The sequence below is a fragment of the Candidatus Sericytochromatia bacterium genome (genome assembly GCA_035285325.1).
Classification (GTDB): domain Bacteria; phylum Cyanobacteriota; class Sericytochromatia; order S15B-MN24; family JAQBPE01; genus JAYKJB01.
Genome location: JAYKJB010000076.1, coordinates 1 through 21,414, shown reverse-complemented (window position 1 = coordinate 21,414; position 21,414 = coordinate 1). Strand labels below are relative to the sequence as shown.

Below are 21,414 nucleotides of genomic sequence, written 5' to 3'. Positions count from 1 at the left end.
GAAGGGACCCCCGACGTGCAAGCCATTCTGACCGCCCTGCGCAGCCGGACGACGCTCGGCCCTCTGGGCGAAACCCAGCCGGCCGCCCTGTTGCCTCTGTTGGGGCGCCCCTTGTTGCTGGGCACGGCCCGCTGGCTCGCGGCCAGTGGGTGCGGACGCATCGATGTCGTGCTGCGCGAACGCCCCGCGGCGCTGGCCGAACACCTGGATGAGGCGACTCGCCGCCTCGGCCTGCGCATGCATCTGGAGAACGGCCGAACGGGCAATGACCCCGGCTGGCGTCGCCAGCTGGGCGAACCGGCCTCGGACGTGCTGCTGTGCCCGGGCAGCCTGGTCAGCCAGGCCCGTCTCGACGCGCTGCACGACCTTCACCAGCAGACCGGCAGCGCCCTGACGGTGGGCCTGCGGGCCCCCGAGGTCAGCGGCCTGAGCGGGCGTTGGTGCCTGGATGCGAGCGGACGCCTGCGGGAAACGCCCGATGCCCGCGCTGACGGCCTGGCCCTGGCTGGCCTCTTCCTGTGCCGCGCGGACGGACTCACCGAGCTGCTGGCCGATGGCTGGGAGCCCGATGAGGACAGCCTGCGTCGGGCGATCGCCCGCGGCCTGCCGGTCCACGGCGTGCGCCTCGACGGCTGGCTGGCCGACGCCCGCGAACCGGGCGGCTACATGGCCGCCCTGCAGGCCGCCCTGGCCGGCAATCTCGTGCATCATCAGCCCCTGGCCGAGGCCCGCACCCCCGGCATCTGGATCGCCCCCGGCGCCCGGGTGCATCCCAGTGCCCGCTTGCAGGCGCCCTGCTTCATCGGGCCGGGCGTCCAGGTCGAAGCGGACGCCGTGATCGGCCCCGGCACGAGCCTGGAGGCCGGCTGCCGGGTCGAGCGGGGGGCTGAACTGCGCGACACCAGCGTGTTTCCCCACACGCGCGTCGGGCTTGGCACCCGCTGGGAGCAACGCTGGCTGTTTCCCCACGGGGAGCTGGAATGGCAGACCACGCCCGTCCGGGCGCGTGCCAGCGATGACGAACGGGTGCTCGGGGCTTCCTGGCAGACGCCCTGGGGCGAACGCTGGCACGGCTGGCTCGACCAGGCCCTGGCGGCCGGCCTGATCGTGGCCAGCGCACCGCTCTGGCTGCTGATCATCCTGGCGATCAAGCTGGACTCTCCGGGGCCGGCTTTCTTCACCCAGCTGCGCACCGGTCAGGACCGCCGCCCCTATCGGCCCGGCCAGCGACAGGGCGAGGTCTTCACCTGCTTCAAGTTCCGCACCATGCGCCTGGATGCGGAACAGCAGGTGGCCGCCCTGCGAGCGCGCAACCAGTACCGCGGCGGAACCTTCTTCAAGCTGGAACAGGATCCGCGCATCACCCGCGTGGGCCATTTCCTGCGCCGCACCAGCCTGGATGAGCTGCCCCAGCTGCTGAACGTGCTGTGGGGCGACATGCGCCTGGTCGGCAATCGGCCCTTGCCGCTCTACGAAGCGGCGGCCCTGCAGGAAGACTGGCAGCGCACGCGCTTCCTGGCCCCGGCCGGCATCACGGGCCTGTGGCAGATCAGCGGGCGCAGTGACCTGTCGGAAAAGGAACGTCTGGCCCTGGATGCCTACTACAGCGTGACGCGGAACTTCCGGGGCGACTGGGCGATCCTGCTGCGCACCATCCCGGCCCTGCTGCGTCGCCGCGGGGCGCGCTGAAGGCGATCGCCCCGACCCATCGACGCCTGCCCGTTGAAAGGAACCCCCGTGAGACCCTGGCAATCGCTTCTCATCTTCGGCCTGTGCCTGGGCACGCTGGCGCCAACCCGCCTGGCCCTGGCCGCGCCCGCCGACCTCAGTCTGCCGGCGGCGCTCGAACGCGCCGTGCAACACAACCCCGGCGTGGTGCAAGCCCAGGCGCGCCTCGAACAGGCTCGGCTGGACCAGGAAAGCCAGGGATGGTGGTGGGCGCGCGCGATTCGCGCCAGCCTCAACCTGACCAACAACATGGCCGGCAGCGCCGCCGTGACGCCGGAAGGCACCCTGCTGCCGAACGCCGCGCTGGGCGTCAACCTGAACGTCGGCGACCTGCTCACGGCGCCCCAGAGCAACCAGCGCAGTGCGGCTGCCGTGCGCATCGCCGAGGCCGATTACCGCCGCACGGTGCTGGACGTGGTCAACCAGGTCAGCGCGGCCCACCAGGAGTTGCTCATGGCCCGCCGCCAGGTGCTGCTGGCGCAAGCCGCGGTCGAGACGGCCGAACTGGAAGCCCGCCTGGCCGCGCGCGAACTGTCCCGCGGCCAGGGGGCCGTCCAGCAGCTGGCCAACGCCCGCCTGAACGCCCGACGGCTGCGCCACGAGGTCGCGAGCGCCCAGCAACAGGTGGCCATGCGCTGGTCCCAGCTGGTCACGCTGGTGGGCGACCCGAGTCTGGTCGAATTACCCCGCAGTTTGGACGCCTTTCCGAGCGCACGAGGCACCCGATGAATCCCCAGACCTTCCCCGATCCGGCCCGCCAGAGCGCGGTCCTGCAGCGTTTCGAACACGAGCTGACCACGCTGGAGCGGGTGGCCGAAAGCGCCCTGGCGCGTGGCCTGTTCCCCGCCGTGGGGGTGGTAGGCCTGGCCGCGACGATCCTGCTGCGGGCCGCCATGGACTGGCATCCCCGCTGTGGCCTGTCCTGGCCCACCTACGCCGCCATCACCCTGCGCAGCGAGCTGCTGGGCCTGCGTCCGGGGGCCTTGCCGGCCGTGCCGTTTCCCGCCGAGCTGGACGCGCTGCACGCGCCGCTCGATGAGATGGTCACCCGCCTCACCGCCCGCGAGGAGGTCCGTCCCCCCGTGGTCACCGTGCCGCTGCGAGAGCGTCGGGCCCGCCTCCCGGTGGTGCTCACGCCCACGCCCATGGTCAGCCCCACCCGGCGCGACGATCGCGATGCCCCGGCCTTCGATTGGCCCCGCTGGTGGGCCGAGAGCCGCCGGCGCCTGCCGTGGGTGATCGGACTGGTGCTGGCCACCGAGCTGGGCATCCTGGCCCACACCTGGCAGGCGCCGCCCAGCTGGGTAGCGGCAGCCACCCTGGACACCGGCATCGGCAGCAAGCACCCCTTCGGCGGCGGCAACGACTGGTTCACCCAGGGCACCATGGTGGCCAATATCAGCGAGCTGCTGAAGAGCCGCAGCGTGCTGGAGCAGGTCGCCAAAACCCTGCAACTGAGCGATCCCCCTGAGGAGCTGGCGCGCCGCCTCACCGTCAGCCGCCTGGGGCAAGCCGGCTTGCTGCGGGTGGAAGGCCAGGCCAGCGAGGCGCAGGCCGCCGCCGAGCTGGTCAACACCCTGATCCGGGAATTTCTGGCGTTTTACGCGGGCAACCAGTCGCATCAGGCGCGCTCCGATCGGGCCTTCATCGAGCATGAGACCAGCGCCGCCCGCCAGCGTCTGCGCGCCGCGGAGGAAGCCCTCAAGCGCTTCCGGCACGACCACCTGCCCGAGTTGCAGGCCAACCTGCCCACGCGCACCGGCGATCTGCTGGCCCAGCGGGATGAAGCCCAGCGCAACCTGCTGGCCGCGGAGGCGGCCCTGCGGGTGGTGCAGCAGGAGCAGGCCCGCCTGCGGCGCGATCCCGGCGTGCGCGAGCAGGTGCAACTGAGCCTGAGCGTGCGCAGTGCCCGCGAGCAACTGACGGCCTTGCAGGCCAAGCTGAGCGATGCCCGGCAGGCCTATCCGGGCGATTCCAGTGCGGTCCGGGGGCTGGAGAAACAGGTCCAGAACCTGAAACAGGGCTTGCAGGCCAGCCTGCGCGAAGCCGTGACTGAACACCCCGCCCTGGCCGAGGCCAGCACGCGCATCGTGACCCTGCGCGCCGAAGTGGCCATGCAGCAGGCCCGCCTGAGGAGCCTGAACCGCAGCCTGGGCACCCTGCAGCCACAGGCCCGCAACGCCAGTCGGGACCAGGTCACCTTCGAACAATTGCAACGCGAGGTGCGCGTGACCGAGACGCAGTACCTCGATTTGCAGACCAAGCTCGGACAGTCGGAACTGGCCGCAGTCGGGGCCGACCACCTGCCGCTCAGCGTGGTGGATCCGGCCCAACCGCCGGCCGAGCCGGAGAGCAACCGACTGGTGATCAAACTGCTGCTGGGACTCCTGCTGAGCGGCGGTTTGGGCCTGTTCGGGCTGCACCTGGCCCACCTGCGCGGCCGCCGGCGCACCCCGGCCTGGGCGACGCCGGCAGCCGCGCCGGGCCGGACTCGGGAGGCCGCGTGACGGCGCTGGGCTGGTCCGCGCCACCTGAGGTTGCCCGCGCGCGTGGCAGACAGCTCGTGACCCTGGCGGCGGGCGGGATGCTCGCGCTGGCGATCGCGCTCAGCGTCGCGGAGCTGGACCGACTCGCCCTGATCGGCTGGTTCAGCCTGCCGCTGGCCTGTCTGGTGTTCCTGCATGTCGAGTTCGGACTGGCCTGCCTGCTGGTCTATTCGACCGGCCTGGCCTGGCTGATTCGGATGCTGCCGCTCGGAAACACCGGGCCGATCGGGCTGGTGCTGGACGGCCTTTTGCTGCTGATGGGGGTGCGCCTGCTGGCCGACCTGCTGCAACGCCGCGACGCGCGCATCTTCCGATCGCCGCTCACCTGGTGGGTCGGCCTGTTCGCCCTCTATCAGGGGCTGGAAGTCCTCAACCCGGCCTCCCCGGGCCTGCTGTTCGGGCTGTACGGGCTGCGCGTCACGCTGCGCATGCTGGGCTTCTGCCTGGTCATCTATTACTTCCGCCGCCGCCGGCGCATCCTGCGCCTGCTCGACGGCTGGCTGGCCCTGCTGGTGGGCGTGGCCTGCTACGGCATCTTCCAGCATCACCACGGCTTGCTCTGGCAGGAGATGGCCTGGCTGCTCAGCGAGGGCAATGCCCAGACCCACATCCTGAGCGGCTACGTGCGGGTCTTCTCCACCGTCGGGGATGCGGCCACCTTCGGCTTTCTCATGGCGGCGGGCAGCCTGCAGGCCCTGGCCATGTCGCTCTCCGCCAGTCCGGCGCGGCGGCTGGGGCTGCTGCTGGCGATCGCCCCGATGCTCTACGGGCTGACGCTCAGCTATTCGCGCGGCCCGGTCGTGGCCCTGATGGCCGGCACGGCCGCCCTGGTGCTGGCGGCACGCAGCTGGCGGCTCGGCCTGAGCGTGATGGTGATCGCCAGTCTGGGCCTCGGCGGGCTGGCCCTGAGCGGCTCGGAGCGCCTGCTCGACCGCCTGGCCACCGCCACTCGACCGGCCGAGGACGCCAGTTTCAACGTCCGGCTGGACTACATCCAGCAATACCTGCCCGAGATTGCCAGACGCCCCTTCGGCTATGGCATCAACACCTCCGGCGGCAACGCGCGCAAGGCCGCCGGCGAGGAATCCGTGCGCGATTCCGTGGTCGGCGTGCCGACCGACAACTACTACTTCAAGGTGGCCCTCGAACTCGGCTGGTGTGGGCTGCTGCTGTGGGTCGGGCTGAACCTCACGCTGCTCTGGCACGCCTACCAGGTGCAGCGACGCCTGGGCGATCCCGCCCTGCAAGGCGTTGCGTTGGGCCTGTTCAGCGTGCTGGCCGCCTGGCTGGTGGGCGCCTTCTCCAACGACATCTTCGCGCAGAAGCCGATCGCGGAGTTCTTCTGGATGGCCGTCGGCCTGGTGGTGCTGCTCGGTCAGTATCGGGAGCGCAGCGTCGCACCGGTGCGACGCCTCTGGCGCAGACAGCCCTCGGCACAGGCGGGCCCGGCGGCCCGCGGGAGGACGGCGTGAAAATCACCTTGCTGGCATCCGACGAGAACACCGCCCCGCTCTACCGCGTGCGGGCGCTGGCGAAGTTGCTGCAGAGCCGTTTCACGGTACAGGTGCTGGGCTTCAACGCGCGGCCGGACCGGCTGGAGGCGGATGCCCCGCGGGACTTTCCCTACCAGGCCTTTCCGCTGGTGGTCGGCTCCGGCTACCGACGCGCCGAGGCGGAACTGCGCCGCGCCATCACGGGCGATCTGGTCTATGCCATGAAGGCCAGACCCACCTCCTTCGGGCTGGCCCTGCGCCATCGGCGCGCCACGGGCCTGCCCGTGGTGGTGGACGTGGATGACTGGGAACGGGCCATGATCGCCCCGTGGAGCAAGTACACCCTGAAAAACGCCCTGTATGCCCTGCCGCGGCTGGGCGATCCGAACAACTACCTGGCCACCTGGCTGGCCGAGCGAGGCCTGTCGCAGGCCGACGGCCTGACCGTCGTCAGCCGCCATTTCCAGCAGCGCCACGGTGGCTTGCTGGCGCCTCATTACGTCGACACCGACCACTATGATCCGGCCCGTTATGCGCGCGGGCCGCTGCGCGAACGGCTGGGGCTCGGCGAGGAGGCAGTGTTCGTCTTTGCCGGCATCGCGCACCCGAGCAAGGGGCTGGGCGACCTGCTGGCGGCCCTGCAGACCCTCAGTGGCACGCGACGCGCCTGGCGCCTGCTGGTGGTCGGGCCGATCACGCCGGAGGCCCGCGCGATCGCCCGCACCGACCCCCGGGTGCGCCTGCTGGGCTGCAAACCGCCCAGCGACACCCCCCGCTACCTGGCGGTGGCCGACATGGTGGTGCTGCCGCAACGCCCGAGCGCGGCCTCGCTGGGCCAGGTGCCGATGAAGCTGCTGGAGGCCATGGCCATGGGCGTGCCGATCGTCTCGACGGCTGTCAGCGACATCCCGGCGGTCCTGGCCGGCTGCGGCGTGGTGGTGCCGCCGCTGGCGCCGCGACCGCTGCGCGCGGCGATCGCCGAACTCCTGAGCGACCCGGCCGCCGCGCGGGCCTTCGGGCAGGCCGCCCGGGCGCGCGTGCTGGAACGCTATTCGTGGCAGACCGGCGCGCGTGAGATCGGCGACTACCTGCTGGCCGTCCGAGCCGGGCAACGCCCCGACCTGCCTGTGGCGGCGTGATCGCAACGCGCCGGACTGGCCTTCCTGGCCAGCGCGATTCGGTCAGGAAGGCCAGCGCTGGCAGGGGCCGCGCCGGTTAGGATGCCGGCAAGCGGGACCCGTTCCGCCCCCCGGGAAAGGAGCAAGCTGTGGCCACACCCGTGCTATCGATCGTGGTGGTGAACTGGAACACGCAGGACCTGCTCAGGCGCTGCCTGCAGACGGTCATCGAGCAAACGCGCGTCTCCCACGAGGTCTGGGTGGTGGACAACGGCTCCAGCGACGGTTCGCCCGAGATGCTGCGACGGGAGTTTCCCCAGGTTCATCTGATCGCCAACCCGGACAACCGGGGCTTCGCGGCGGCCAACAACCAGGCCCTGCGGCTCGCCAGCGGGGAATACCTGTTGCTGCTGAACTCCGACACCGAGGTGCTCGACGGCGCGCTCGACGCCATGGTGGCCTTCATGCACAGCCACCCGGCGGTGGGGGCGCTCGGGCCGCGCCTGCTGAACGCGGACGGCAGCCTGCAGCCCTCGGCCCACGGCTTCTACGGGACGGCCCGCTCGCTGCTGGAAAACCGCCTGGTGGCGAGCCTGTGGCCCTGGCGCAGCGGGCGGGCCCGGCTGCTGACCTTCTTCGACCACAGCGTCGCGCGCCCGGTCGACTGGGTCTGCGGGGCCGCCTTGATGATCCGCCGCAGCACCCTCCAGCGCGTGGGGCTGCTGGATGAGGCCTTTTTCATGTACGGCGAGGAGGTCGACTGGCAGTGGCGGATGCGCGCGGCCGGGCTGTCGGTCTGGTTCAGCCCGATCGCCCGCATCCTCCACCTCGGCGGGGGCTCATCGCGCGGGCGGGTCACCACCATGCGGCAGCTGGAGATCGACAACCGGCTGCGCTTCCTGGCCAAGCATTACCCCCCGATGAGCTTGCGCCTTTACCAGGCCAAGGCCTGGCTGGGACGCAGCTGCTGGCAGGCCCTCGGGCGCCTGCAGGGCCAGCCGGTGACCTGCCGATGAGCGGCGCGGGTCTGGGCCAGCTGGGCCTGCACCTGCTCCAGGGCTGGTTCGCCCTGCAGGCGCTGCATCTGTACCTGCCACTGGTCGGGGCGATCGCCGCCCGCCTGAGCGAGACCAGCCCGCCAGAGGCCCCCGATACGCCTCCCAGCCGCCTGGCCGTCCTGATTGCGGCCCGCGACGAGGCCCGCGTGATCACGGGCGCCCTGCAGGCCTGGCAGGCCCAGACCTATCCGCTCGAGGCCTACGACGTGTACGTGGTGGCCGACCACTGTTCCGACCAGACGGCCGCGCTGGCGCGTCGCACCGGTGCGACGGTGCTGGAGCGTCAGGGTGACGGGGAAAAGACCAAGGGCGCGGCCCTGCGCGACCTCTGGCTGAGCCTGGATCGCAGCCGCTACCGCGGCGTGGTGATTGCCGACGCCGACAACCGGCCTGCGCCCGACTGCCTGGCCGCCCTGGCCGCAGCGCTGGCCCGCGGGCATCGGGCCGTACAGGGCCTGCGCGCCCCGGCAGGAGCGGACACCCCCACGGCCCGGCTGGATGCCCTGAGCGAGCTGTGCACGCACCGCATCGCCTGCGCGGGGCGCACCTGGTTGGGCCTGGGCGCGCCCCTGATGGGCAGCGGCATGGCCTTCGACGTCGCCACCTTCGAGTCGCTGCTGGTCAACTGGCGCCCGACCCTGGTCGAAGACTGTGCCTGGCAGGCCCAGCTGGCCGCAGCCGGCATCGCCGTGTTCTGGACGGCCGAGGCGATCGTGCGCGATGAGAAAACGCCCCACGCGGCGGCCATGGGGCAGCAGCGACGGCGCTGGCTGAGCGGTCGGGCCCAGGCTGCCCGCCGGCACGCCGGAGCCCTGCTTGAGGCGGCCGTGCGACAGCGCCGCCTGCTGGCCTTGGACACGCTGCTGGACGTGACGGCCCCGCCCCGCAGCCTGCAGCTGCTGGTCTGGCTGACGGGTTTCCTGCTGGCTGTCGGCGGCCTGCAGCCCTGGGGCTGGGGGCTGGTCTGGGGGGCCTGCCTGGCGCTGGTGCCGGTTTATCTGGCCACCGCGCTGTGGCTGGATGGCCAGGGGCTGCGGCAGGCGGGGGCCATGTTGGCGAGCCTGAGCGGGCTGCCGCGGCTCACATGGCAGCTGCTGCGGGCCCGTGCCGCGGCGCTGGGCGGGCGCCCGCAGGGCTGGATTCCCACCCGCCACGGCGAGGACCCGGCGACCCAGGAAAGGGGCGTGGCGGGATGAAGCTGAAAATCGAGAGCCGCCGGGAAGGGGAAAGCTGGCTGCGGTGGCTACGCCGCGCGGGGCGTTACTTGGCCAGCCGGCTGTGGGCGCCCTGGGCGCTGCGCCATTGCGATCGCCTCGGCAACGGGGCCCGCGTGCGCGGCCGCCCGGTGGTCGAGAACGAGGGCGGCCAGATCGTGATCGGTCGGCGCTTCTGCGTCTGGAGCTACCTGTCGCGCGTGCAGCTGTACGTGGGCCCGGGGGGGCTGCTCGAGGTGGGCGACGACACCTTCGTGAACAACGGCAGCGTGCTGTCGGCCTCGCGGCACATCGCGATCGGCAGCCGGGTCTACATCGCGCCGGGATGCACCCTGCTCGACAACGATTTCCACGGCACGGATGGCCGCGGCGACAGCCCCAAACAGGCCCCGATCGTGATCGGCGATGACGTCTGGCTGGGCACCGGCGTGACGGTGCTGCGAGGCGTCACGATCGGGCCGGGCGCGGTGGTGGCGGCCGGAGCGGTGGTCACGCGCGACGTGCCGGCGCGCACCCTGGTGGGCGGCGTGCCGGCCCGCGTGATCCGCCCGCTGGGCGAGGGCGCCTGAGGGCGGATTCTAGGGATGCGCGGGCAGTCCGCATCAGTGGAATCCGCCTCGACCTCAGGCGGCCTGTGCTCGGGGGTGAGCGGCCCGCCAGGCTCTCACCAGGTCGTCCCGTTGGGCCGGGCCATAGGTCTTCCCGCGAAAGGTCACCTCGAAGCGATCGAGCGGGACTTGAAGCTCCCGCGCAGCGACCATGACCTCTTGCTGCTCAGCACACCACATCAGGAAACCGGAGCCGTCGACCCACTTGTCCGCCAGGGTCTGATGCATGGGGATGTCTGCCTCGTAAATCACGCTCGCGGCGGGCGAATCTGCGAACCGGCGGGCCTGACGCACGTCCGTCGTCCACGAGGCCACCGTGTGATGCGAAAGCGTGACGGTTTTGCGGCCCGGCGTCTCCAGCGCGGCCACGATTTCCTCGATGGCGTACTCCCCGCGCACGCCCCGGTAAAGGTGGAAGTGGGTGGGGGCGGTCTCACCGAACCGCTGGGCCAAGCGCTCCCAGCGTTCCTGTCGGGTCGCGAGCAGATCCCTTACTAGCGTCTGCTCGGGCGTCGCAGCCCGCCCCTGAGCCTCAGCCAGGGCCATGAAGGCGTCGCGTACCACGTTCTGGTCATTGCCGCCCGTCACCCATTTCTTGAGCATGGTGTGGGCCTGGGCCTGCAGATCGGGTTGCCGATACAGCTGATCATAGAAAGCTTCACGAGCCTGCTTCATGCCAGGCTCGCTGTAGTGACCCAGCGGGTTGACCACCCGATCCAGCTGCTGGATGAAACCCGCCCCGAGCAGCGTCACTGGAGCCGCCTGCGCCCGTCGCCCGGCCATGACAGACAGGGCTCGCGAGGCCTCGGGAGAGCGATTGAAGACATCACGACCCACGCCCGCAAGCGCAGATTCCTGCACCGCTCCCACGTGTCGCAGACCCGCTTCCAACGGGGCTGCGAGCGACCTCAGGGGCCTTAGCAGATGGGTCATCGGGAACGACATGGGGGCCTCTGAGGGGGACGGGACGGAAGCAGGTGGGCTCAGGGGTGCTGCGGGGGGCGCATGCCGGGCGGCACGAAGGGCTTCACGTGGGGCACGTCCTGCACCCGCACGGCCGTGCGGTTGAGGATGGCCATGTAGCCCTGCTGAGGCAGATCGATCGCGTCGAAGCCCTTGTGAATGCCGTACAGGCCATAGTCGGAGAGGAGGAAACGAGGCAGCGAGGCCGCTTCGGCCTCCCGCATCCTGACAAGCTCCTCGATCTTCACCACGCGGGCATCCGCCTTCAGGGTCATCCGCAGGATCTGGCCCTGGCCCTTGCGGAAATGGTCCGCCACGTCCACAGCGCGGGGGCCATAGGCGACGTAGGTGCCACTCCCGTAAACCGAGGTGCCGCGGGCCGCATCGTGCAGGGGACCGCTGCGGAACTGCTCGGCGTAGGCGTCGGGACCGTGGACGCCCCGGAAGAGCTCGCGCTCCCCCCGCTTCACGGCCTCGTCGAGGGCCTGCTTGCTCTCCACGGTCGGGAGACCGGCAAAGCCGAATTCCTCGGCCAGCTCCTTGAAATAAGTCTTGTCGCGGGGGTTGCCAAGGAACATCGCGCCGTCGGCCTCCGCCTGCGCCATCGCCCGCGATCCGATCGCGCTGTCCCGCAGCGCCCGCTGCGTCGGCGCGTGGAGCGGTTGGCCGCCAGCGAGATGCAACGTGTCGCCAGCCAAGGTCGGCACGAGCTGGCGGCTGGGGGCCAAGCGTTGCTCGACGCGCCGCAGTTGCTGCTCGAGGGCCGGCCGCAACCAGGTCTGAACCAAAGACATCGCTCGCTCCTCGCGCTCTGCTGCCCCGGGGGGCACCCATCACACAAGGTCTATCGGCCGGCGGCCTTCCCGCGTCGTTCCAAATAGGGCCGAAATGGTTAATTTGCTGTTAATCATTGTAAAACAAACGGAACCCCCGGCCTCAAACCGAAAGGTCTCGGCCCTGGCCGCTCCTGGGGTGACCGTTCATCGCGAGCGCTTGCGGGCACCCTTCAGCCGAGGATTTTGCACCCGTCGCGCGCGCGCCACCAGGATCCGGGCGAGCATCGGCAGGTCCGCGGCCTCGCGCACAGGCACGTGGACCCAGGCCGGTTCTTCCCCCTGGGCCGAGCCCCGCAGGCGATCAAACGCGGCCTGCTCCGCCGGCGAGGTGGCCAGGATGCCGTCCCATTCCTCGGACTTGAGGTTCAGACTCACCTCGAAGGCATCCGCCGTCAGCGTCATGGCCACAAAGAAGCGATTGCCCGCCTGGTAAGCGCGGTAGGACCAGACCCCGGTGCTCTCAGAAAAGGCCCACGTCCAGGTGGCACCGATCTCGAGGACCGTCTCACAGGCCTCGTCCCACAGGGCCAGACGAGGGCCGAGCTGACGGGCCAGCTGGTCGCGCTGGGGCGGCTGCCCCTGGCCGGAAGGAATGGTCGGATGGGGCATCTGCGCACCTTTCAGGTAACCGTCGACCATCCACCCGCTTCCGTGGCGCCAGGGTGGCCGATGTTCAAAAGCTTACGGGCGCGGGGGGAACGGATTGGGCGGGAACGGAGGGGGCGTCGCAGGCTTGGCGTTCACCAGCACCCGGACGCTGCGGGTCACACCTTGTCCAGCGGCGTCTTTGACCGTGCACGAGATGGTTTCATAGCCGGCCCGCTTGAAATAAACGCTGGCCACGTTCTCGTATTGCAGCGAGCCACCCGGCACCGACCACGCGTAGGTCAGCGGCTGACCGGCGGGATTGGACACGATGGCCTTGAACTCGATCCCACCGCCTTCATAAGCGTAGAAGTTGGTGCCGACTCGCCCGTCGCCGGAGATGCCCGTGAAGTCGAAAGAAGGCGCCTTGGCGGTCTTGGCGCCCATCGCCACCGCCGCTTGACGGGGCTGGTTCAACGACGTGCGGCCAGTGGTGCCACAGCCATACAGGCCGGCGACCAGCGCAGCCCCCACGAACAGTGTCGCGACGCGATGCATCGTGTGTTCCTCTTATTAAAGTATGGTTATTCTAATTTTAACGTTTTGGCGCCAGCTGGTCAAAGTTGCCAGCAAAAAGCCTCGCTCCTTCGCACGCTGCGAGGAACGAGGCCTATGACCGTCCGAACCCTGGAACGTGTCCGGAAAAGTCTCAGGCCAAATGAGTCTCAGGCGAACGTCACAGGCTTCCATTCCATTCGATGTCGCAAGTCATGGCTTGCGCAATCGTGATCTTCCGCTGCTGCGCCATACTCCCGAACTCCCTGAAGGTGAGTGCCAGGTCCACCATCGGCCAGGGGTCATCGCGTCGCCAGACGGCATCTCGCGCCCGCAGCACCAGTGCCCCCCAATCAGCCATCTGGCCGTGTTTCAGAGCCGCAGGCAAGCCGTAGACTCCCATCGCAAGCCCCAGCATGGCAGCGGCTCCTTCCGGCGGGGTCACGAGGGCCTTTGCCTCGCCCATCAAGGCGGACGCCAGGGCGCCATCGTGATCAAACAGGTGCACCCCACTGGTCGCGCGGGGGTTGCATTCCAGAGGAAAAATCTGGCCATCTGCGTCGATGATGAGGTCAAAGGCAAATTGCCCCGTGAGACAGAGGGCTGCCACCACTTGCTCCACCCAGTGTAAGACCCGTTCGTCGGGTAAGGCTTCGAAGCTGATACAGGCGCCCACCCCGGCGGTAAAGCGAACGGGATAAGCGGCGTGGGCGAGCAGTTTTCCTGCATGGGCCACGCCATAGGTGCAAACGCCTTGGCCGGTGACCCAGGCCTGAGCCACCCAAGGGATTTGGGCCTCCAGGTTCAGGTCCGGCCAGGCTTGCCCGTCCTGCCAGAACAGCACGCGTGAGGCAAAGCGGCTATAAACCGGTTTGAAGACCAGACGGTTGGGGCGATTGACGGCGCCGCGCAGCGCCTCCAGATCATCGGGGGACCGCAACAGCCAGGTGGATGGCACGCGGATTTGCAGTTCCCGCAGTTGCTCGATAAAGGCCCACTTGCTGTGCAACATCGTGAGCACGGGGAGATGGGGGGCCAGAACCTGACTCGCCCTTTCTAACCTGCTTTTCGCGCGTGAAACCCAAAAAATCTCCTCACAGGTGGGAATCACCCAGGCCACGCTTTCCCGCTGGCAGATGTCGGCGATCGCCGTGGTAAATCCCTCGAAGTCCTTCACGGGAGCCGGTAGCACGAAGTTTTTCGCCACACTGCGCGAGCGACGACAGGGGTTGACCGCCACGCTGTCGGCGCTCAGCACCCGGTGCCCGGCGGTGGCAAAATGTCGGGCAAGCTCAAGCGTGGCAGGCGCGCGCGCGCCGGTTAACAAGATGGTGGCCATATCACCTTACAATTCGTAGCGTTGCATGACCGGCACGGCGATGCCCTCGAACAGTCGACTTAAAAGCTTCCAGACCCAGCGTTGACGGGCGCCCAGGTGACGAATGTCAACCATCAGGTATTCGATGGCCGGTTGTGCGCCACGGCTGCGTTTAAACTCCGCCGCGCCAGAACTGCAATGGGCGACCAGGTGGCGTTTTTCAGCTTCGCGGTAGACCAACGCCGCCAGCATGCGATACAAGCCAACCTCCTGTGGCAGCGATAGGTCGTAGCCGAACAGGGGAGTGGTAAGCATCCCGTTGCGCCAAAAACACCCCATGATACCGTCGATGCTTCCGGTTTCCTCGTGTCGCAGGGCTTGGAGATAGAGCAGGCGATCGCGCCAGGCGTGCGTCAGAAACGCCAGCGTGAATTGCGGATTGAGCGGGGTGTATTTTTCCAGGTAAAGCTGGTTGTACAGCCACAGCAAGCGTGGCAGGTCTGATTCGGTGAGTTCGTCTGGTCCCACCACCCGATAGGGGCCTTGCTCCAAGCGCTTGAAATCACGTTTCAGGCACTTGCGTGCGTTGCGTGAGAGGCCGTCGCGGGGGTCTTGCCACCAGACCTGGCGTGAAGGAACCGCCACGAAGCCGGCGTCGCGAAAGGCAGACACCATGGGTCGATTTCCCACATCCGCCACCGAGCGAAATGCCACGGCATGGCCTGGATGGGCGTCGCGCAAGATGGTGGCAGCCTGCTCGATCTGGGCCCGGTCGAGTGCAGGGTAGAGGTTGGTGGACAACATGTAGTTGTTGGCGATCGCGATGCGATTGATATCGCCGAAACGCAGAAGCGTACCCAACCCGGAGAGGATGACGCGTATCCCCCCCCGTACCGCAGCCTGCTTGATGGTGAAGAGTTCCGCTTCAGCGTAGGCGATGAAGTTGGCATACGGACCTGCCACGTAGCAGGTTTCCAGGTCGCCATGCGTGACCGTCACGGGCAAGACGGCTTCAGGCCAGACCAGGGCCTGCACCTCCACGTGGGCATTGGCGATCGCCGCCTTGGTACCCTCACGACCCACAAACGTCAACCAGTCACGCGCATAGACGCTGTCCGGGTCAGCTGGCCAGGCCAGCTGATCGAAGTCGGATGCGTGGACGAGTTGCGGGTTCATCGCGGCCGCACTAGATCAGGGCCTGAAGGTCGTGGAACTCCACCTGCTGCGCGCTGCCATCGTACAGGTAATCCAGCTGGCGCCGTGCCAGGTCCAGTTCGGTGTTGCAGTAGAACTCGCCCCCCAGTTCCAGGGCCCGTCGGGTCTGCTTTTCCAGAATGAGCTGGTCTTGTTTCAGCGCGCGCTTGGCGATCGCCCCCGCGACCAGAAAAACGAATCTGGGCGGCAAGCCCCCTCGACGCAAGAACACCCGGAAGTACAAGCTGCTGCTGGATTGCGTGCGCGGGGTGATGTACATGCAGTTGACAAACTGCACGACACCCGCTGTCCGGTAATCCAGCTCGACGATTCCGGGCAATCGAAAGCGACCAAAGGCCTGGTCGATGGGGGGCGCAAAGCGTGCCAGCACACCGGTTTGACGTTCGGTCGTCAGGTATTCAATCTCAAACCCCCGCGGCATGTGCCGGCGTTTGATTTGGTTGAGGCTGCGCTGCACTTCGCTTCGGTTGCGGATGAGGCCGGCGTGCACGAAATGCGTGTGAAAGGGGTCCAAAAAATTTTCCACGATGTTTTTCGCATCGGCTGCCACGTGGTTGGCATGCGCGTCACAGCCGTATTGGGGGTCGTTGACGACGGCTGGTAAAAAGGGGGGCTTGTCGCCTGGATCGCCAAGGCAAGCGAATACCAGGCCGGCGGTTTCCTGCAGTGCAATCTTTTTCAACCCCGGTGCGCGCGTGTCGTGTTCCGCGAGTCGACCGGGTATTTTGACGCAGCGCCCCTGGGTGTCGAATTCCCAACCGTGGTACTGACACACCAACAAGCCGTCACACAAGCGGCCTTCGGATAAACGCACATTGCGGTGAGGGCAACGGTCGAGAAACGCGTGAACCTGGCCGTGGGGGTCGCGGTAAACCACGAGGTCCTGCCCCAATAACTGGAATGCTTGAGGCCGTTGTTTCAGCTCTCCGGAGGTGCAGAGCACCAACCAGTCGTCCTGAAGGGCACTGAAATTGATCGTCACGGTGGTCTCTCGAGTGGCCGGGCACGAGGCGGCCGCGTGAGGTAGCTCCGCGCGTGACCGTGCACCGCCCATTCTAGCTGGATTGCCACCGATGATGCGTGTCGCGTGTTACGTGCGACGCATGGGTTCGGGGGGGATGCATCAGGGAACATGGAGCTCGGAAGGTCTGAGGGCTACGTGGGGTCAGGCCGAATCGGCTCACCTTCGCCCCAACGCTCGTCTGCTCCATCACACAGAACGGGAACCTGTGACACTCGCCTGGGATCAATTTGGCTCGAGCATCGCGGCGGTCTTGGCGCAAAAGGCGGCTGAGCGTGGGCAAGACGTGTTCCTTCATTGGCTCGATGATCGGGGTGGGGAGACCGCCCTGACCTTCCAGCAGGTGTATGAAGGTGCCGCCGGCGCGGCAGGTGCGCTGGCGCAGCTTGGGGTCAAGCGGGGCGATCGCGTCATGATCGGCCTGCCAACCGGGGTGGCCTTCTTGAACGCCTTCTTCGGCACCCTGCTGCTTGGCGCGATCGCCGTGCCCTTTTATCCCCCCGCCCGCCTGAACGGCCTCGAAGCCTATGAAAGCGCACTGGCGGCGCAGGTCACGTCGGTCAAACCGCGTTTGCTGGTGACCTTCGCGCGGGCCCGGCAGGTGATCGAGTCGGCGACCTACGCGGCGGGGGCGCGCGTCCCGGTGGTGGTGCCGGAAAACCTGAATGGTCACGCGGCGCCAGCCGCTCTGACGCTGGATCCGGATGCCGTCGCGCTGATCCAGTTCACGTCGGGCTCGACGCGTCAGCCCAAGGGGGTGGTGCTGACGCATCGCCAGCTCCTGAACAACATCGCCTCGATCGTGGCCGCCGTGGGGCTGCGCGTGGAAGACCGCGCCTGCTCCTGGCTGCCGCTGTATCACGACATGGGCCTGATTGGCATGTTGCTCACCGTGCTTTTCAGAGGGACCCCCCTGGTCTTGATGAGCCCGCAGAGTTTCTTGCTGGACCCCAAGCGCTGGCTCTGGGCCATTGACCGTTTTCGCTGCACCATCTCGACGGCGCCCAATTTTGCTTATCATCTCTGCGCCCAGCGCCTGCAGGATCAAGAGCTGCAAGGCCTGGACCTCACCAGCTGGCGGCTGGCCTACAGCGGCGCAGAAACCGTGCAGGCCGAAACCATGCACGCGTTTGCCACCCGCTTTTCGCCCTACGGATTGGCGCCCTCGGCGATCACCCCCATCTACGGCCTGGCCGAAATGGCGGTGGCCGTCACGTTTTGCCCGCCGGAGCGTGGGTTACGTCTGGACAGGTTGTCGGCCGATCGGCTGGAGAGCGAGCAAGTGGCCGGGCCGCCTGAGGAAGGTCGCACCGCCACGGTGGCGTCCGTGGGCTTTCCGATTCCCGGCCACGCCGTTCGGATTCAGGACGCGACGGGTGGTGTCTTGCCGGAACGTGCCGTGGGAGAGGTGTGGGTGAGCGGGCCTTCGCTGATGCAGGGATACTGGGAAAGCCCAGATCGCACGCTTTCCCCCGCAAAAGACGGCTGGCTGGATACCGGCGATCGCGGCTATCTGGCGGATGGCGAGCTTTTCATCACCGGCCGCAGCAAGGATCTGATCATCAAGGCGGGCCGCAACTATGCGCCGTCAGACCTGGAGTTCCAGGTGGGCAAGGTACCGGGGGTGCGTGCCGGAAACGTGGCCGCGTTTAGCTTGCCTGATCCCGCTAGCGGCACCGAGAAAGTGGTGGTGCTCGCGGAATCCCGCCAACCCGCAGAAGAATATCCGCAACTGGCGGCGGCGGTGGCGGCTCAATTGCGCGAAACCCTGGCCCTGCACCCGGATCATGTGGCCATTCTGACACCGGGTCAGATTCCGAAAACCAGCTCAGGCAAGGTTCGGCGCCAACTGGCGCGCGAGCGCTTCCTGGCTGGGACGCTCGCGCCAGCCGCGGACAACCCCTTGTGGTCAGCCACGCGGCGGGTCGGCCGCGCGTGGTTGCAACGCCTGAGTGTCGAAAATCAGGAGCGGGGACACATGTGAACACCAGTCTTGATGACCAGTTGAGGGAGCTGCTCTGTGAGGCGCTCGGGGCCGTGGGGCTTGAGCTCACCCTCTCGGATTTGCACGCGGACCTGTCTTTGGCTGCGGATCTGGGGTGTGATTCGTTTCAACTGATGCAGGTCTCACGTTCGCTAGAAGAAGCGTTTGAGCTCAAGTTCACGCTGGTCGATTGGTACCTGGAGGAAAGCGATCGCGAACAGGGTCCTGCCTTCACGGTGGGTTCCTTGTTGACGTTCATCACGTCTCAGGTCGGCGCCGTCCCGGAGGTGTTTCATGCAGGCTCGTAACGTCAAAATTCTGGGAACTGGCAAGTATCTGCCGGCCGAGCGCGTCACGGCCGCCGAGCTTGAAAGTCGGCTGGGCCTGGAAGCAGGCTGGGTGGAACGGCACTCGGGCGTCATGGTTCGGCACTTCGCGGGGCCGGAAACGGCCTCCGAGATGGGAGCCAAGGCAGCCAAGGCCGCGCTGGAGGCGGCTGGCCTGAACTTCTCGGATATTGATTGCCTGGTGGGGGTGAGTGGCTCACGCGAACAGGGCATTCCTTGCACCGCCGCGTTGATTCAACGGGCCATGGGGCAAGCGGATTCCGGCGTGCCGGCCTTTGACATCGACTCCACCTGTTTGAGTTTCGTGGTGGGGCTGGACCTTATGGCCGATGCGCTTCAACTGGGGCGCTACCGGCGGGTGTTGTTGGTGTCCAGTGAAATCGCCTCGATTGCCCTCAACTGGGATGACAAGGAGAGTGCCACCATATTTGGTGACGGCGCGGCCGCCGCCGTCATCGCCCGTTCGGAGGCGAACGACGGCTCCGCCATCCTCGCTTCGCGCATGGAGACCTATAGTTCGGCCGCGGAACTCTCCCAGGCACGCGCCGGGGGCAGTCGCTATCACCCGAGGCGCTTTGAGGGGGATCTCGCGAGCTTCATTGACGCCCATTGCACCTTTGAAATGGACGGCAAGGCCATTTTCAAGCTCAGCGCCCAGGTCTTACCGGGGTTTGTTGAGCGTCTGCTGGCCCCCACAGGGCTGACCCTGGATGACATTCACCTGGTGGTGCCGCATCAGGCCAGTCTGGCCGCCTTGTGGCTGGTGCAGCGCCGCTTGAAAATTCCCGAAGATCGCTGGATGGTGATTGCGCCCACCCACGGGAACATGATTGCCGCCTCGATCCCCACCGCGCTGCATGAAGCCATTCAGAGCGAGCGGCTGAAGCGGGGCGATCGGGTGTTGCTGCTGGGAACGTCGGCGGGCTTTTCGGTTGGCGCCGTCTTGCTGGAATACTGAACGTGAAAGCACTGGTGACCGGAGCCACCGGATTCCTGGGGCGCCACCTGGCCGAGACCTTGATCAGCAGGGGCTGGGAGGTCACGGCGCTGGGCCGCAATCAAACCGTGGGCGCTGAACTCGCAGCGAGCGGGATGCGCTTTGTTCAGGCTGATCTCGCCGACGAGGCGGCGGTGGTCGCCGCCTGCGCAGGCCAGGACACGGTATTTCACGCGGGGGCACTCTCATCGCCCTGGGGACCTTATGCTGCGTTTCATCGCGCCAACGTGCTGGGCACGCGCCACGTCATCGCAGGCTGCCGGCGGCACCACGTCCAACGCCTGATTCACGTGTCCACCCCGAGCCTCTACTTCACCGGCTCCGATCGCCTCAATATTCGCGAGAGCGAGCCCTTGCCCCCACGCTTCGTGAACGCCTACGCCCAGACCAAGTTCCTGGCCGAGAACGAGATTGATCGCGCGTTTGAACAGGGTTTGCCCGTCATCACGATCCGGCCGCGTGGCATCTTTGGACCAGGCGATACCGCCATCATGCCACGCCTGATTCGGGCTGCCCGCCGCGGGGTCCTGCCCATCTTTGGTTCCGGCGATGCGCAGGTGGATGTCACCCATGTCGACAACGTGGTGGCCGCGTTGTTGCAATGTCAGCGCGCGCCAGCTGGGGCTCTGGGCGGCAAATACAACATCACCAACGGCGAACCTCGCGCCGTGTTGCCCTTCTTGCAGCAAGTCTTTGCCGCGCTGGGGATTCCGTTCCAGCCACTGAGAATTCCCTTGCCCTTGGCGTTGACGCTGGCAGGATGCCTGGAAACCGGCGCACGGCTCTGGGGGGGGAATGAGCCTGTCTTGACGCGCTATGCCGTTGGATTGCTTGGCACCAGTCAGACCCTTGATCTCACCGCCGCCCGGCAGCAACTCGGCTATGAGCCGACCGTCAGTCTGGAACAAGGCATAGAAAGGTATGCACGCTGGTGGAAAGCCCAACAAGCCTCCGTTTCTTCGTGATCGCCGCGGGGCACTGCACCCATAGCGAACACATGGTGCTGGCCGGCGGACGGCGCGGGCCAATTTGTTTCCCTTCGCTGGTGGGGGTGATGGTGCATCCCAAACACGGGGTGGCGCTCTTTGACGCCGGCTATGCTCGGCGGTTTCTCACGCGTTGCGACAACTTCCCGTACTCGTTGTACGCCCGCGTCACCCCCGTCACCCTGAGGCCAGAGCAAACCGCCGTGGCGCAGTTGCAGGCGCTGGGCATCCACGCAGCCGAGGTCAAAACCATCTTCATCTCCCACTTTCACGCGGACCACATCGCCGGAATCGCGGACTTTCCCCACGCACGCGTGGTCTGTGCGCGCGCGGGTTATGAGTCGATCCGCGGAAAAAGAGGGTTCCGGGCCCTGGCCAAGGCATTCTTGCCTGACCTGTTGCCGAAGGACCTGGAAGCGCGCGCGAGCTACGTGGAGGATTTCAGCGAGCGCGCCCTGCCGGACGCCTTGCTTCCTTTCCAGCGGGCGCACGATCCGTTTGGCGACGGCAGCGTGCTGGTGGTGCCCCTGCCGGGGCATGCGGACGGTCACGTGGGCCTGTTCTTACCAGGCCTCGCGCAGCCCACCTTCCTGGTGGGCGATGCCTGTTGGCTCGCCAAGAGCTTTCGCGACAACATCCAGCCGCACCCCATCGCGACCCTGCTGTTCTCGGATCGCCACGCCTATCGCCAGACCCTGGGACGCCTGCACACCTTGCACGGGCGGCAAAGCGGTGTGCGCATCATCCCGTCGCACTGCCTGGCCACGTTCGAGGCGTTGCCGGAAGCCGTGCGTCCGCTGCAATCAGCCCCCTTCGACCAGCGCGCGGAGCAGACCAGGTGA

At 67.4% G+C, this 21,414-nt stretch carries 20 protein-coding genes; 13 read left to right on the top strand and 7 right to left on the bottom strand.

Going from position 1 to position 21,414, the window contains the following annotated elements; all coding sequences use genetic code 11:
- Nucleotides 1–15: 15 nt before the first annotated feature.
- From VKP62_10295 to VKP62_10260, 8 genes are all read left to right on the top strand, one after another.
- Entirely contained in the window at nucleotides 16–1,689 is a 1,674-nt protein-coding gene (locus VKP62_10295; GenBank protein MEB3197579.1) for a sugar transferase, read from the top strand.
- A 48-nt stretch (nucleotides 1,690–1,737) separates the two neighbouring features.
- The gene (locus VKP62_10290) at nucleotides 1,738–2,457 is read left to right on the top strand and encodes a TolC family protein (GenBank protein ID MEB3197578.1); all 720 of its coding nucleotides are present in this window, start codon (nucleotides 1,738–1,740) and stop codon (nucleotides 2,455–2,457) included.
- Nucleotides 2,454–4,235 carry a hypothetical protein gene (locus VKP62_10285; protein MEB3197577.1) on the top strand — a complete coding sequence of 594 codons (1,782 nt, stop codon included), beginning with the start codon at nucleotides 2,454–2,456 and terminating at the stop codon, nucleotides 4,233–4,235. Before VKP62_10290 ends, VKP62_10285 begins: the two co-directional genes overlap by 4 nt.
- A complete protein-coding gene (locus tag VKP62_10280) occupies nucleotides 4,232–5,746 on the top strand; it encodes an O-antigen ligase family protein (protein MEB3197576.1) in 1,515 nt (504 codons plus the stop codon). Before VKP62_10285 ends, VKP62_10280 begins: the two co-directional genes overlap by 4 nt.
- Entirely contained in the window at nucleotides 5,743–6,906 is a 1,164-nt protein-coding gene (locus tag VKP62_10275) for a glycosyltransferase family 4 protein (protein ID MEB3197575.1), read from the top strand. Before VKP62_10280 ends, VKP62_10275 begins: the two co-directional genes overlap by 4 nt.
- Before the next feature lie 128 nt (nucleotides 6,907–7,034).
- The gene (locus tag VKP62_10270; protein MEB3197574.1) at nucleotides 7,035–7,901 is read left to right on the top strand and encodes a glycosyltransferase family 2 protein; all 867 of its coding nucleotides are present in this window, start codon (nucleotides 7,035–7,037) and stop codon (nucleotides 7,899–7,901) included.
- Complete coding sequence (locus VKP62_10265; GenBank protein ID MEB3197573.1) at nucleotides 7,898–9,139, top strand: glycosyltransferase family 2 protein; 1,242 nt, start codon at nucleotides 7,898–7,900, stop codon at nucleotides 9,137–9,139. Before VKP62_10270 ends, VKP62_10265 begins: the two co-directional genes overlap by 4 nt.
- Nucleotides 9,136–9,726 carry an acyltransferase gene (locus VKP62_10260; GenBank protein MEB3197572.1) on the top strand — a complete coding sequence of 197 codons (591 nt, stop codon included), beginning with the start codon at nucleotides 9,136–9,138 and terminating at the stop codon, nucleotides 9,724–9,726. The genes VKP62_10265 and VKP62_10260 overlap by 4 nt, the downstream gene beginning before the upstream one ends.
- 54 nt (nucleotides 9,727–9,780) lie before the next feature.
- Here the strand turns inward: VKP62_10260 and VKP62_10255 are convergent, their stop codons facing one another.
- The 7 genes from VKP62_10255 to VKP62_10225 all read right to left on the bottom strand — a co-directional run bounded on the left by VKP62_10255 (nucleotide 9,781) and on the right by VKP62_10225 (nucleotide 16,219).
- On the bottom strand, nucleotides 9,781–10,710 hold the full coding sequence (locus tag VKP62_10255) for a hypothetical protein (protein ID MEB3197571.1): 930 nt from the start codon (nucleotides 10,708–10,710) through the stop codon (nucleotides 9,781–9,783).
- A 38-nt stretch (nucleotides 10,711–10,748) separates the two neighbouring features.
- Entirely contained in the window at nucleotides 10,749–11,522 is a 774-nt protein-coding gene (locus VKP62_10250) for a hypothetical protein (protein ID MEB3197570.1), read from the bottom strand.
- 186 nt (nucleotides 11,523–11,708) lie between these two features.
- The gene (locus tag VKP62_10245) at nucleotides 11,709–12,203 is read right to left on the bottom strand and encodes a DUF3788 family protein (protein ID MEB3197569.1); all 495 of its coding nucleotides are present in this window, start codon (nucleotides 12,201–12,203) and stop codon (nucleotides 11,709–11,711) included.
- 42 nt (nucleotides 12,204–12,245) lie between these two features.
- Nucleotides 12,246–12,707, bottom strand: a complete 462-nt coding sequence (locus tag VKP62_10240) for a hypothetical protein (protein ID MEB3197568.1) — start codon at nucleotides 12,705–12,707, stop codon at nucleotides 12,246–12,248.
- A gap of 178 nt (nucleotides 12,708–12,885) precedes the next feature.
- The gene (locus VKP62_10235; GenBank protein MEB3197567.1) at nucleotides 12,886–14,043 is read right to left on the bottom strand and encodes an ATP-grasp domain-containing protein; all 1,158 of its coding nucleotides are present in this window, start codon (nucleotides 14,041–14,043) and stop codon (nucleotides 12,886–12,888) included.
- A 6-nt stretch (nucleotides 14,044–14,049) separates the two neighbouring features.
- Nucleotides 14,050–15,198 carry a GNAT family N-acetyltransferase gene (locus tag VKP62_10230; protein ID MEB3197566.1) on the bottom strand — a complete coding sequence of 383 codons (1,149 nt, stop codon included), beginning with the start codon at nucleotides 15,196–15,198 and terminating at the stop codon, nucleotides 14,050–14,052.
- 10 nt (nucleotides 15,199–15,208) lie between these two features.
- A complete protein-coding gene (locus VKP62_10225; protein MEB3197565.1) occupies nucleotides 15,209–16,219 on the bottom strand; it encodes an aromatic ring-hydroxylating dioxygenase subunit alpha in 1,011 nt (336 codons plus the stop codon).
- Between the two features lie 247 nt (nucleotides 16,220–16,466).
- On the opposite strand from VKP62_10225, the gene VKP62_10220 reads away from it, so the two are divergent.
- From VKP62_10220 to VKP62_10200, 5 genes are read left to right on the top strand one after another with little or no spacing between them, the layout of a single operon-like run.
- A complete protein-coding gene (locus VKP62_10220) occupies nucleotides 16,467–18,242 on the top strand; it encodes a fatty acyl-AMP ligase (GenBank protein MEB3197564.1) in 1,776 nt (591 codons plus the stop codon).
- Nucleotides 18,239–18,550, top strand: a complete 312-nt coding sequence (locus tag VKP62_10215) for an acyl carrier protein (protein ID MEB3197563.1) — start codon at nucleotides 18,239–18,241, stop codon at nucleotides 18,548–18,550. Before VKP62_10220 ends, VKP62_10215 begins: the two co-directional genes overlap by 4 nt.
- Nucleotides 18,537–19,547 (top strand): beta-ketoacyl-ACP synthase III, encoded by a 1,011-nt coding sequence (locus tag VKP62_10210; GenBank protein MEB3197562.1) that lies wholly within the window; start codon nucleotides 18,537–18,539, stop codon nucleotides 19,545–19,547. The genes VKP62_10215 and VKP62_10210 overlap by 14 nt, the downstream gene beginning before the upstream one ends.
- Nucleotides 19,544–20,551, top strand: a complete 1,008-nt coding sequence (locus VKP62_10205; GenBank protein ID MEB3197561.1) for an NAD-dependent epimerase/dehydratase family protein — start codon at nucleotides 19,544–19,546, stop codon at nucleotides 20,549–20,551. The genes VKP62_10210 and VKP62_10205 overlap by 4 nt, the downstream gene beginning before the upstream one ends.
- Nucleotides 20,518–21,414, top strand: coding sequence for an MBL fold metallo-hydrolase (locus tag VKP62_10200; GenBank protein ID MEB3197560.1), 897 nt, complete (start codon nucleotides 20,518–20,520; stop codon nucleotides 21,412–21,414). Before VKP62_10205 ends, VKP62_10200 begins: the two co-directional genes overlap by 34 nt.